This is a genomic window from Acinetobacter sp. (assembly GCF_039596015.1).
In the GTDB taxonomy this organism is placed as follows: Bacteria; Pseudomonadota; Gammaproteobacteria; order Pseudomonadales; family Moraxellaceae; genus Acinetobacter.
Window position 1 is genome coordinate 1 of sequence record NZ_JBCNKN010000014.1, and the last position, 12,570, is coordinate 12,570.

The following is a 12,570-nucleotide window of genomic DNA, read 5'->3' on the forward strand; positions in this document are numbered from 1 at the left end:
AATTCTTACCATTCAATCAATGAAATTTCTTTCGATAAATTGTCAGTAAAAATCCACACAAGTTGTTCTTATCAATTCTTTAATGATCTTCTCACCAGTTCGTCACCAGCAAGCTAGGTCGGCTATACTACTCTTAATCTCTTAAAAGTCAACAGGTAATTTCGATATTTTTTAAAACTCATCCAATCAATCTAAAAATTTAACTACCAAGCTAAATCCTTGTTAATCAACAAGTTTTTATCTGCATCACCGCCGATGGATGTGCATTCTACAGTATTCCCATTCCAATACAACCCCTTTTTTTAGTTTTATTATTTAAGAGAACGTTTTTTGAGCTATTTCGCTAGTTTTTTATGTGTTTTCCCTTCGTACATGCATATTCTGCTATGTTTTGGTTAATCCTTAAGCGCCTATCTTCGTTCGTTTCTTGCCATGATTATTTTTTTCATCAAATTAAAGCAGCTAAAAATTTATTCATAAAACAAAACTTATATAAGTATAGAAATTCCTTGGGGTTCAAAAATTATCAAAGTCTATCAACATCAATAGATTCCCCTATACAGATACCACCAAAGCGACAGCACTTTGATCATTTCTTTCAAGATTGCTATATCAGACAATAATTTCTGGGATTAGCCACACAAAAAACATATCCACCTAGATATCTCATTTCACAAAATATTCACTATGCCACTTCTTCATTTAGATTAAATATTTAACTTTCCTCAAATACAGCTTTCAACAAAGCAGATCACATGTCGGTAACAAGGTAATTTTTTAAAGTTGCTTTGCCTTGCTTCCAAATCAAAAAGAATGTTTTTTATTTTTTTTAATGGACATGGTTATGCCAGCTCAAGATAAAGTAGCTACCACAATACCGAATTGAGCAAAGCGAACTTTTAAGACCAAAGGTTTTAGTTTAGAAATCACTCATAGATAGATGTAAATTAAAAAAAGAGCAGCTATACCAAAAAGTTAAACACTACACAAAATATAAAGACTAAAGTTATGACTGTAGTGCAATAACTACTATTGATTGTGCTTGTCTTTTTTCTTCCCAAATCAACTTTTTCACTATTTGAATTAATTAGAATCTGTAACTTGCTCTAAAACAACTTATTCATGAAGCATGGCCACACAAACCTCTTTATTATTTTAACTATTTGATTTTTAATAAATATAGATAAATCTTATTTTTCAGACATAAAAAAACCGCAATTAAGCGGTTTTTTTAAATTGGTCGGAGCAGTAGGATTCGAACCTACGACCCCCTGGTCCCAAACCAGGTGCACTACCAGGCTGTGCTATGCTCCGTCTGTGGGGTGAATGATGGGGCTCGAACCCACGACAACCGGAATCACAATCCGGGGCTCTACCAACTGAGCTACATCCACCATAACGCAAGTTCTATATATCAGACAACCATGAATGGCGCGCCTGACAGGATTCGAACCTGTGACCATCCGCTTAGAAGGCGGATGCTCTATCCAACTGAGCTACAGGCGCATGACCGATGATAAAACTTATCACGCGATACTTCCGCCGAACTTAAAACTTAATTTAAGTGGTCGGAGCAGTAGGATTCGAACCTACGACCCCCTGGTCCCAAACCAGGTGCACTACCAGGCTGTGCTATGCTCCGATTATCTCAGCTTTTTCTGTATCGCACATCGTGCGGTACGGTGTGCATTCTAGGCGGGACGATTGGTTTGGTCAATACCCTATTTAAAAAAAAATCGCTTTTATTGCATTAAAAGACTATTTATTCAGCAGATTAGGATAACTTTTCATAAAAAAGCTATTTTTTATACATTTTTCTTTGTTATCAATATGATATTTTTGTGCAAATAAAATAGCCCATCAAGAATGACGGGCTATTTTGTATCCAGAATAAAGTTTAAGAACGATAGTCTGCATTGATTTTGACGTAGTCATAAGACAAATCACAAGTATAGACAGTGTCTTTTGCATCACCTCGACCTAAATTGACACGAATTGTCATTTCAGTTTGTTGCATCACTTGTGCTCCAGCTTCTTCTGTATAGTCCGCTGCCGCGCCACCATCTTTACAAATTTGGACTTCATCAAGCCATACTTGTACTTTTTCGACATCTAGGTTTTGAATTTTTGCATAACCAATGGCACATAAAATTCGTCCCCAGTTTGGATCTGAAGCGAAGATTGCCGTTTTAACCAATGGAGAATGCGCAATGCTGTATGCAACTTCGCAACATTCTTCTGTGTTTTGTCCGCCTTCAACGGTAACTGTAATAAATTTGGTTGCACCCTCACCGTCACGGACAATAAGTTGTGCCAGTCGTTTCATGATGCGACTTAGCACTTCAAGAACAGTGCTATAACGTGCATCTTGCTCCGAGCTGATTTCTACGCCCCCAGCCTGACCTGTTGCAGCAAATATGCAAGAATCGTTTGTCGAAGTGTCGCCATCAATGGTGATTCGGTTGAATGATTGATCTACCGATGTTTTTAATAGTTTTTGCACCAGATTTTTTGCAATTGGTGCATCGGTTGCCACAAAAGACAACATTGTTGCCATATTTGGGCGAATCATGCCTGCGCCTTTGCTAATTCCGGTCATGGTATAGATCACACCATCAAGTTCAAATTGCTCTGAAGCACCTTTAGGTGTGGTATCTGTGGTCATAATGCCTTTTGCAGCAGCATCCCAATGAGCTTCTGACAGGTCAGAAATCGCAGGTTCTAGTCCTGCTAGAATGCGAGGCATTGGTAATTGTTCGCCAATTACACCTGTAGAGAATGGTAAAATTTGCGTAGCAGTTACGCCTGCAATATCTGCCAATGCCTGACATGTTTGTTGTGCATTTTTCAAGCCCAACGCCCCTGTGCCTGCATTGGCATTTCCTGTATTAATCACAAGATAACGAGGATCTGTTTCTAGAAGATGTGCTTTTGAAACTTGAACGGGTGCAGCACAAAAAGCATTTTGGGTAAATACACCTGCAACTTTTGTGTTTTCAGCAAATTGAAAAATTACTAAATCTCGTCGATTTGGATAACGTACATGCGCTTCTGTAGAACCAATTTTGACACCTTTAACCACATGCATATGTGGCATTGACACGTCACCAACAGCCATCTTGAATGATCCACTTCAATGAATAATAAAGAAGCTTTAGCTTATTAGATATAAGGTAAAAAATCGAGTTAAGCTTTGATGTTTACAACTAGAATTTTTAAAAACTGACCAGAGTTTTGACTTTAACTAGCAATCGATAGAATAAAGTTACCTTAATCATATTCAAATATGCCCATACAAAAAGGCTTCATGCCGTTTTGAACCTCGATTAAGTCCAAATTGGTATGAAGCCTTAAGTATCTGCTGAATCTATTCACAATGATCTATAATGAATAGGTCCCTTCAAATTAGATGCTAGGTGTCTAATTTAAATGTGGTTTTAAAGCATTGCTTTTATTGTTGCGGTGCTGATGGCATTGCTAAAAGTGCCTGCTCTGCCATTTGTTGGCTTTCGCTTGATAATGCAGGATTCGTTGCAACGATACGCTGAACATTTGCAGTCGTTGCTGGTGCAATTGCAGCGGTTTGAATGGTGATTGGACGACCGTTGGTTTCACCCAAAGTATAACGAATGCCTGTGCGTGGGCTGATCACTGTTGTTGATCCACCTTTGACTACAGCCTCTGCTGAGGTTGTTCCTTTTGCAACCAATACATTTTTCACACTTGTTGTAAAAGGTTGTGCTTCATTTGCAAAAGCCAAAGCAGGTAGAAGCAATACAGACAATAATGTAGGTTTTATTATATTCATCATAATTTGACCATGACTCGTGTTGAATTATCAAATGCGGTTTAGTTTACTTGAATTTAATCTGCAAACCCATGTTCCATGAAATAAAAAAGCAGAACTCTTGTTCTGCTTTTGTAAAATGGGCGTTTAGATTTTTCCGTGACACTGTTTGTATTTTAAACCAGATCCGCATGGGCATGGCGCATTACGGCTTGCAGGTGGTTCAAATGCCAATTCTGAAGAATCTGATCCTAAATTATGATCTTCTGCCGCATTATTCCCTACAGAAATAGCACCTGTTAAGCCATCAACTTCATCATGTTCGAATGTCAATCGCATTGAGTCCGCTTGCTGTTGTTGATACTCTTCAAGTTGGGCTATTTCTTCTGGCGAAGGAATATGAACTAGAGATAAATCATTAACAACATCTGACTTCACAATGCCCAACATATTTACAAATAAGTTAAAGGCTTCTTTTTTGTATTCCTGCTCAGGGTTTTTCTGTGCATAACCACGTAAATGAATCCCTTGGCGTAAATAATCCATTGCCGCCAAATGATCTTTCCAGTGGCGATCTAGTGAATTCAGCAAGAAATGACGTTCAAGCATTGGAGCTGATTCTTCGCCCATTTGCTCACGGCGCGAACGGTAACGTGCTACCACTTCGTCAGTAATGCGTTCAACCAGACCTTCTTCATCTAAACGACGGTCTTCATCTAACCATTGTTGAATTGGCAATTGAATATTGAGTTCTTTTTCCAATGCCGCTTCGAGGCCTTCAATATCCCATTGATCATGAATAGATTCTGGTGGGATAAAATTAGCAATAAACCCTTTCATCACTGATTGATGCATTTCTTCGATGTAATCTTGCAATGTATTTTCTGCAAGAATTTCATCACGCTGTCTGTAGATAATTTTACGTTGTTCGTTATTTACGTCATCGTATTTAAGCAAGTTTTTACGAATATCGAAGTTACGTGCTTCAACTTTACGTTGTGCATTTTCAATTGAACGACTCACCATTTTATGTTCAATGGCTTCGTCTTCTTTCAATCCCATGGCACGCATCATACCGACTACACGATCACCCGCAAAAATACGCATCAAGTCATCTTCTAGAGACAAATAGAAACGTGATACCCCAGGGTCACCCTGACGACCAGCACGTCCACGTAACTGGTTGTCGATACGGCGTGATTCATGACGTTCTGAACCAATGATGTGCAAACCACCTGCATTGAGTACAGTTTCATGATCTCGTTGCCATTCTTCTTTTAGGCGAGCCTCATCTTCTGGTGTTGAATTTTCGATTTTTGCAAGTTTGGCTTTCCAGTTACCACCAAGCAAAATGTCCGTACCACGACCTGCCATGTTGGTTGCAATGGTCACAGAACCTGGACTGCCCGCTTGCGCAATAATGTCTGCTTCGCGTTCGTGTTGTTTGGCATTCAAGACTTCATGTTTGATGCCCGCAGCAGTCAATTTTTGAGATACAGCTTCACTGGCTTCAATGGTTGCAGTACCCACCAAAATTGGTGCTTGAGTTTCTTGAATCCGTTTAATTTCTGCCACAATCGCGTTGTATTTGCCATCGCGGTTTAAATAAATTAAATCGTTATGGTCTTGACGAACCATTGGACGGTGGGTTGGAATAAGAACCACATCCAGACTATAAATTTCTTTCATTTCCGCGGCTTCGGTATCTGCTGTCCCTGTCATACCTGACAGTTTTTTGTATAAACGGAAATAGTTTTGAAATGTTGTTGTTGCAAGTGTCTGGTTTTCAGGTTGAATTTCCAAACCTTCTTTTGCTTCGACCGCCTGATGCAAGCCTTCAGACCAACGACGCCCTGGCATGGTACGTCCAGTATGTTCATCGACAATTACGACTTCACCATTGTTAACGATATAATGTACATCACGTTGGAAAAGGAAATGCGCACGAATCGCAGCTGAAACGTGGTGAACCAGATTTAGATTGGTTGCTGAATATAAGCTTTCACCTTCTTCAAGCAAGCCCATTTTAATGAGTTCTTGCTCAACTGTTTCATAACCGATTTCAGTCATTTCAACAGAGCGTTGCTTTTCATCAATCCAGAAATGTCCGCCATCAACCACTTTTTCTTCTTTTTGCGGATGCAATTTTGGCGCAATCGTATTGATTGCTGCATAAAGCTGAGATGAGTCTTCACTTTGACCTGAAATAATCAACGGTGTGCGGGCTTCATCAATTAAGATAGAATCGACTTCATCAATGATGGCATAGCTTAAGCCGCGTTGTTTTTTCTCGGCTAATGAGAACACCATGTTGTCACGAAGGTAGTCAAAACCGAATTCGTTATTGGTACCATAGGTAATATCGGCACGATACGCTTGCGCTTTTTCTTCAGGCGCTTGCATAGAGTAAATTGTCCCTACGCTTAACCCCAAAAACTCAAATAATGGACGGTTTAATTCAGCATCACGTTGTGCCAAATAGTCGTTGACCGTAATGACATGCACCCCTTCTGAGCTTAAAGCATTGAGGTAACACGCCAGCGTTGCCATTAAGGTTTTACCTTCACCAGTACGCATTTCAGCAATTTTACCTTCGTGTAAGGTAATACCACCAATCAACTGTACGTCATAGTGACGCATCCCCATGACACGCTTACCTGCTTCACGACAAACGGCAAACGCTTCTGGTAATAAGTCGTCCAAACTTGTCCCAGACTGGTAACGATCTTTAAATTCTTGAGTTTTTGCAGATAAGTCTGCATCGCTAAGCGCGACTATCGTCGGTTCGAGCGCATTGATCTTTTCGACAATTTTACGCATCCGTTTAAGTTCACGCTCATTTTTTGTACCGAAGATACCTCCGATCAGACTTGCCAACATGAATAAACTCTCTAAATTTTGGTAATCAAAAATAAATTAATAATTTGTCTCTATTATGGAGTTAGTTTTTTGAAGTACAAGTTTTTTGCGTAAAAACCGCTACTTTTTTTATTCATCAAAGAAATATCCTTTTCCTTCACCCATATTTTGACCTGCCTGATTCCTGCTCCTTTAGCACTTTTATAGATATCAAAATGCAAAAACAATATTTTTAATGCTTAAAAAACAGGCGCAACATGATTTATCTCTAAAAACAAAAGACCCACCGAGGTAAATTATCATGTCTTTACGTCTAGGCGATATCGCTCCAAATTTTCAGCAGCAGTCAAGTACTGGTGAAATTGATTTTTATAACTTTTTAGGTGATCACTGGGGAATTTTATTTTCACATCCTGCTGACTATACCCCTGTGTGTACGACAGAATTAGGGTTTACAGCAAAACTCAAAGATGAATTTGAAAAACGCGATGTCAAAGCCATTGCCCTTTCTGTGGATGATGTGGAGTCTCATCAAGGTTGGATCAAAGATATTAATCATACGCAAAATACGACTGTTAACTTTCCAATTATTGCTGATCAGGATCGCAAGGTATCTGAGTTATATGGTTTTTTACACCCAAATGCGAGTGAAACAGCCACCGTTCGTTCTTTGGTGATTATTGATCCGAATAAAAAAGTACGTTTGATTATTACTTATCCTGCATCGACAGGGCGTAATTTTAATGAAGTTTTACGTGTCATCGATTCATTGCAACTCACGGATCATTACAAAGTTGCAACGCCAGCAAACTGGCAGCAAGGTGAAGATGTTGTAATTGTGCCATCTATCAAAGATGAACAAGAGTTAAAACAACGCTTTCCGAAAGGCTATAAGGCTGTTACGCCATATTTACGTTTTACACCACAACCCAATAAATAAAAGATATTTTCTGTTCAACCAACTGCATGTGTTTGAATAGTTTTTTGCATGTTTTTACGCATAAAAGCATGCTATAAATGGTCGTTATAGAGATATTCATGATTGACCAATGTTCAGTATCAAAAAAAGTCTTATCTTCGGTAGTGTGGGTTTGGTTTTAGGGCTTCAAGCTTGTACTTCACCCACCGCCACTATACGTCCCACAACATGGGCAAGCCCGATTAATGCTCACTATAATTTTTATCAGGTCAGCCCTTGGGTTTTTCGGAGTCAGCATCCAACGACTCAGTTGATTCCAATGCTTCAACAACATCAAATTGACCTGATCATTAACTTAAGAACAACCAATACCGATTTAGTTTTATTGAAAAACAATAACATCCATCTGCAAAATATCCCGATCCATACGTGGCGGATGCAGCGTGAAGATTTACTCAAAGTCATGCAAGCATTACAGCAGGCTCAGCAACAGCATCAGCGTGTTTTAATTCATTGTTATCACGGTTCTGACCGTACAGGTGCAGCTATTGCAATGTATCGAATTATATTTGAACATTGGTCCAGACAAGATGCGCTGGCTGAAATGAAATATGGCGGCTATGGGTTTCATCCCATCTGGAAGAATATTGAGCAGCTATTTACTCCAGAAAATATCCAGTGGATTCAGCAACAGCTCAATCCACCTCTTTAAGAGTAAAACTTAACGCTGGTCGAGTGGAACCCAATCAATGACCCAAGCAGATTTCATTCCTAAACTACTGTCCGCCTGAATTTTTTTACGTGAATTATCAGCAGTATCACGGTCTTTTGCAGGACCCACCATAATTCGAATTCCTTTTGATGTCGGGCTAGTCACCACTTTATAGCCTTTGGCTCGCAGCTTCGCCACAATGGAGTCGGCATTGGCTTGGTTACCTGCCAGAGCAACCTGAACCATCCATTTTTTATGCTCATCACCATCCATTAATTTTCGCGCTTTTTCGGCTTCAGCTTTTTTCTTTTCTGCTGCCTTTTTTGCTTCTTTTGCGTCTAACTCTTCTTGCTTTTTCTCTTCAGCTCTTTTCTTGGCTTTTAACTCAGCCTGTTCCTGCTTTTTGTCTTCTTCCGCTTGTCGTTTCGCTTCGGCACGTTTTTTTGCTTCTAAATCAGCTTTATGCTGTGCTTCTTCATCGGCTTTCTTTTTTGCAGCCAAATCTGCTTTACGTTGTGCGGCATCTTCATCCGCTTTTTTCTTTAGTGCTAAATCTGCCTTATGCTTTGCATCATCGGCTGATTTTTTCGTATCAGCATCATTTTGTGTTGTCGTAGACTTGGCCACTTTTGTCTTTGCAGCAGTTTCCGCATTTAATTTACTTTTTCCCCCACCTATCTCAGGTGGGATATTGTCAGAGCTGTCTTGTTCTTTAATTCGACGTTTATTAATTTCAGCATATTCTTCAGCGGCTTTACTCGCTGCATTTGCCTCAGCCTGTTGTTGCTGTGCCAAATATTGTTGTGTACGGGCTTCTTGCTCAGCTACTGCGCGTTCACGTGCACGTCGCTGTTCTTCAAGCAGACGTTTTTCTGTTTCAACATCTACAGTCAATGGTTGTAAGGATTGCATTTCCCCCGGCTTTGCAGCAGTTTTTGCAGGAGCCGTTGTTGGCTGCGCCACAGTAGCAACATCTTTATGTTGTAACTCCTGTGAGCCTTTAAAGAGTAATGCTGCCAATAAGACGCCACCACCTAATAAAACAACGCCACCCATCCAGCGTTGTTTGCTATTCATTGACATTATCCGATGTACTCCCAAACCGCTTCCAAAGTATGAAACGAACCACAAACCAAAATAAGCTGATGTGACTGCACTTGTTCAAGGGCAATCTGAAATGCTTCAGCAACATTCGTCAATTGTTGTGTATGTGTTCCTTGTAGTGCTTCTTGCAACTGCGTTAGTTTAGCAGCACGAGGAACGGTCATCTCAGCTATTTTCCATTCAGAAACAACAGGTTTCAATAACTGTACAACCGAATGAATATCTTTATCGGCCAACATGGAAAAAACTGCCACAACATCTGTGTACTGTTTATTGCATTGCATGAATTTCTGCAATTGCTTTAACAAAAATTCAACACCATGCGGATTATGTCCTGCATCAAAAACGACCGTTTTTCCTTGGATTTCCCGAACTTCAAAACGACCTGCAATTTTTGCTTTCGCAACACCCTCTCGGATATGCTGATCAGATACGTTTAAACCACTCAGAAGTACCGCTGCGACGGCGGTCGACAGGTTTTCCAAAGCCAAATTACCACGAGGAAGTTTGATGGTCATTGCAGGAGATGCAAAGCTCCAGCTACCATCTTCATGGTCTTGGTAGAAGTAATCACGGTTAACAACATAAAGCGGGGCTTGTTCTTGTTGTGCCTTGGTTTGAATCGCTTGGGGTAAATCTTGATTGCCAGCAAAGATAACAGGAATCTGTGGGCGGATAATCCCTGCCTTTTCAAAGGCAATTTTTTCGATGGTATCCCCTAACCAATCCACATGATCCAAACCAATATTGGTAATCACGGCAAGATCAGGGTCAATCACATTGACAACATCCAGACGCCCACCAAGTCCAACTTCAAGCACCCAAACATCGCATTGTTGTTGCTCAAAAATCTGGAAAGCCGCCAATGTAGTCGCCTCAAAGAAAGACAGGCTCAAACCGCATTCGCGTCGAGCCTGATCTACCTGAACAAAAGCATCAATCAAGGTTTGATCTTCTGCTTCTTTTCCAGAGACTTTGACTCGTTCGTTAAAATGGTAAATATGTGGGGATTGATACAAGCCAACTTTATAGCCTGCTTGCTGCAAAATAGCTGCGATTGTTGTTGTCGTTGAGCCTTTACCATTGGTTCCTGCAACAGTAATGACCTTCGCTTTTGGGCGAGTAACTTTTAATTTTTCAGCAACAGGAATGACACGTTCGAGTCCTAGGTCGATTCCTGTTACATGCACATGACCCCAATAGTTGAGCCATGTGAGTAGATCATCAGATTGTAAAGGGGTACTGATATTCAATTTAGATGTTCATCAATTTACTTACGATTCTGTATACAGTATCACGTAATGCATGACGATGAACAATTTGATCGACCACACCATGATCAAGCAAATATTCCGCACGTTGGAACGGTTCTTCAAGTTTTTCACGTACAGTTTGCTCAATTACACGTTTACCCGCGAAACCAATCATTGCTTTTGGTTCTGCAATGTGAACATCGCCAAGCATTGCCAATGACGCAGTTACACCACCATATACAGGGTGTGTTAAGACCACGATATACGGTAGGCCTGCCGCTTTGACTTTTTCAATTGCAGCCGCAGTACGAGCCATTTGCATAAGAGACAACATACCTTCTTGCATACGTGCACCGCCTGATGCAGCAAAACAGATGAATGCTTGTTTTTTTGCAATCGCACTTTCAGCAGCCTGAACAAAACGGTCACCAACGACAGTTCCCATTGAACCGCCCATGAAATCAAATTCAAAGGCACATGCAGTCATTGGTACATTTTTAAGCGTGCCTTGCATGACAACCAAAGCTTCAGATTCACCTGTTTTCTTTTGTGCTTCTTGCATACGTACTGGGTACGGTTTGCTGTCAACAAAATGAAGTGGATCTTTTGCTACAAATTCCTGACCTAATTCAGTCGTCACCTGATCAAAGAACCAAGTTAAACGGTCACGTGCTTTCATGCGCAAATGTTCGTCACATTGTGGACACACATGCGCATTAAATGCCATTGCTGTCAGTGTCGTTAATGAATGACATTCTGGACACTCAACCGTTGGCTCACTAAAAGAAGCTTTTAACGTTTCTTGCGCATCTGGCACATGAATTCCTGGAACAGGACGTTCAGTCCAAGGCGTCGATGGATTCAGAACTTTGCCTGCTTTAACTTCTTGATTCATACTTACTCATCGAGCGCAGCTCGAAGCTCCTTGATTTTATTAACCGTTTGATCTGCGGCTTGTTCTGGTGGCAATGTTGAAAAAGGCTTAACCAAAGCACTTCCAACAATCACAGCATCTGCGACAGCGCCCATGGCTTTCGCTGATTGTGCATCGCTAATTCCAAAACCCGCACCAACAGGAATAGAGGTTTGTGTTTTGATTTTTGCAATGCGGGCTGCTGCTTCAGCTGTATCTAAGGTCGCTGCACCAGTGACCCCTTTTAGTGAAACGTAGTAAATAAAACCACTTGCTTGCTGAATAACATGTTGAATACGTTCATCGGTTGAAGTTGGCGCCAAAAGGAAAATCTGATCTAAACCGTGACGTTTTAATACCTGATTAAATTCACCCGCTTCTTCAGGAGGTAAATCAACCAGTAAAATGCCATCGACACCGCTTTCAGCTGCTTGTGCAATGAATTTTTCATAGCCAATCACTTCAGCAGGGTTTAAATAGCCCATTAGAACCACAGGTGTTTCCTGATCTTTTTGACGAAAGGTTTTCACCATCGCCAATGCATCAAGTGTATTTGTACCACCTGCCAATGCACGTTCTGCTGCAAGTGCAATCACTGGGCCATCTGCCATTGGGTCAGAAAAAGGTAATCCCAGTTCAATTACATCTACCCCAGCCTCAACCATACGGTGTAATAATGGAACCGTAACTTCAGGATGAGGGTCACCCGCCATAACATAAGAAACCAAAGCTTTTCGCTGTTGAGATTGAAGCTGATTAAAACGTGTGGCTAGACGTGACATAGGGTTTACTTTCCTTGCATACAAAAAAATAAAGTTGTGCTGTGTGTTCGACACGACACCGCATTGTAACGCTATTTTTTATGCATTGCACAGCGCCAATATTCGCCCGATTGTATTCAACATTTTTGGAACAATCCGCAAGGTACATTAATCAATATTTAATAGTTTTTCTCAATGATCAAAGATACCTAATTTCGGGAAATTCCATAATTCAGATTTATGCCTATTTTATTGGCTTTTT

The 12,570-nt window shown here is 40.5% G+C and carries 9 protein-coding genes and 4 tRNA genes; 2 read left to right on the plus strand and 11 right to left on the minus strand.

Annotated features, from left to right (window positions below; translation table 11 throughout):
* Window positions 1-1,237 precede the first annotated feature (1,237 nt).
* The 7 genes from ABDV70_RS11550 to secA form a co-directional block, all read right to left on the minus strand.
* Window positions 1,238-1,314, minus strand: a tRNA-Pro gene (locus ABDV70_RS11550).
* A 4-nt stretch (window positions 1,315-1,318) separates the two neighbouring features.
* Window positions 1,319-1,394, minus strand: a tRNA-His gene (locus ABDV70_RS11555).
* A gap of 35 nt (window positions 1,395-1,429) precedes the next feature.
* Window positions 1,430-1,506: transfer RNA gene (locus ABDV70_RS11560), tRNA-Arg, on the minus strand.
* A 59-nt stretch (window positions 1,507-1,565) separates the two neighbouring features.
* A tRNA-Pro gene (locus ABDV70_RS11565) sits at window positions 1,566-1,642 on the minus strand.
* 255 nt (window positions 1,643-1,897) lie between these two features.
* On the minus strand, window positions 1,898-3,118 hold the full coding sequence (argJ, locus tag ABDV70_RS11570; protein ID WP_343597898.1) for a bifunctional glutamate N-acetyltransferase/amino-acid acetyltransferase ArgJ: 1,221 nt from the start codon (window positions 3,116-3,118) through the stop codon (window positions 1,898-1,900).
* Window positions 3,119-3,451: 333 nt separating this feature from the next.
* Window positions 3,452-3,811: a hypothetical protein gene (locus ABDV70_RS11575; RefSeq protein ID WP_343597899.1), complete on the minus strand. Its 360-nt coding sequence runs from the start codon at window positions 3,809-3,811 to the stop codon at window positions 3,452-3,454.
* Window positions 3,812-3,934: 123 nt separating this feature from the next.
* Window positions 3,935-6,667, minus strand: a complete 2,733-nt coding sequence (gene secA, locus ABDV70_RS11580; RefSeq protein WP_343597901.1) for a preprotein translocase subunit SecA — start codon at window positions 6,665-6,667, stop codon at window positions 3,935-3,937.
* Window positions 6,668-6,947: 280 nt separating this feature from the next.
* On the opposite strand from secA, the gene ABDV70_RS11585 reads away from it, so the two are divergent.
* Together ABDV70_RS11585 and ABDV70_RS11590 are read left to right on the plus strand one after the other, a co-directional pair.
* Window positions 6,948-7,586 carry a peroxiredoxin gene (locus ABDV70_RS11585; protein ID WP_343597903.1) on the plus strand — a complete coding sequence of 213 codons (639 nt, stop codon included), beginning with the start codon at window positions 6,948-6,950 and terminating at the stop codon, window positions 7,584-7,586.
* 118 nt (window positions 7,587-7,704) lie between these two features.
* Window positions 7,705-8,277: a dual specificity protein phosphatase family protein gene (locus ABDV70_RS11590; RefSeq protein WP_343597978.1), complete on the plus strand. Its 573-nt coding sequence runs from the start codon at window positions 7,705-7,707 to the stop codon at window positions 8,275-8,277.
* A gap of 9 nt (window positions 8,278-8,286) precedes the next feature.
* Here the strand turns inward: ABDV70_RS11590 and ABDV70_RS11595 are convergent, their stop codons facing one another.
* The 4 genes from ABDV70_RS11595 to trpA are packed head-to-tail and all read right to left on the minus strand — an operon-like array spanning window position 8,287 to window position 12,329.
* Window positions 8,287-9,360, minus strand: coding sequence for an SPOR domain-containing protein (locus ABDV70_RS11595; protein WP_343597905.1), 1,074 nt, complete (start codon window positions 9,358-9,360; stop codon window positions 8,287-8,289).
* On the minus strand, window positions 9,360-10,634 hold the full coding sequence (folC, locus tag ABDV70_RS11600) for a bifunctional tetrahydrofolate synthase/dihydrofolate synthase (protein ID WP_343597907.1): 1,275 nt from the start codon (window positions 10,632-10,634) through the stop codon (window positions 9,360-9,362). Before folC ends, ABDV70_RS11595 begins: the two co-directional genes overlap by 1 nt.
* A 1-nt stretch (window position 10,635) precedes the next feature.
* Complete coding sequence (gene accD / locus ABDV70_RS11605; RefSeq protein ID WP_343597909.1) at window positions 10,636-11,529, minus strand: acetyl-CoA carboxylase, carboxyltransferase subunit beta; 894 nt, start codon at window positions 11,527-11,529, stop codon at window positions 10,636-10,638.
* Window positions 11,530-11,531: 2 nt separating this feature from the next.
* The gene (gene trpA / locus ABDV70_RS11610) at window positions 11,532-12,329 is read right to left on the minus strand and encodes a tryptophan synthase subunit alpha (protein ID WP_343597911.1); all 798 of its coding nucleotides are present in this window, start codon (window positions 12,327-12,329) and stop codon (window positions 11,532-11,534) included.
* Window positions 12,330-12,570 lie beyond the last annotated feature (241 nt).

Excerpts from the sequence above, each read along its gene's own strand:
- argJ (WP_343597898.1), bottom strand. The coding sequence starts at position 3,118 with ATGGCTGTTGGTGACGTGTCAATGCCACATATGCATGTGGTTAAAGGT.
- ABDV70_RS11575 (WP_343597899.1), bottom strand. The coding sequence starts at position 3,811 with ATGATGAATATAATAAAACCTACATTATTGTCTGTATTGCTTCTACCT.
- secA (WP_343597901.1), bottom strand. The coding sequence starts at position 6,667 with ATGTTGGCAAGTCTGATCGGAGGTATCTTCGGTACAAAAAATGAGCGT.
- ABDV70_RS11585 (WP_343597903.1), top strand. The coding sequence starts at position 6,948 with ATGTCTTTACGTCTAGGCGATATCGCTCCAAATTTTCAGCAGCAGTCA.
- ABDV70_RS11595 (WP_343597905.1), bottom strand. The coding sequence starts at position 9,360 with ATGTCAATGAATAGCAAACAACGCTGGATGGGTGGCGTTGTTTTATTA.
- accD (WP_343597909.1), bottom strand. The coding sequence starts at position 11,529 with ATGAATCAAGAAGTTAAAGCAGGCAAAGTTCTGAATCCATCGACGCCT.
- trpA (WP_343597911.1), bottom strand. The coding sequence starts at position 12,329 with ATGTCACGTCTAGCCACACGTTTTAATCAGCTTCAATCTCAACAGCGA.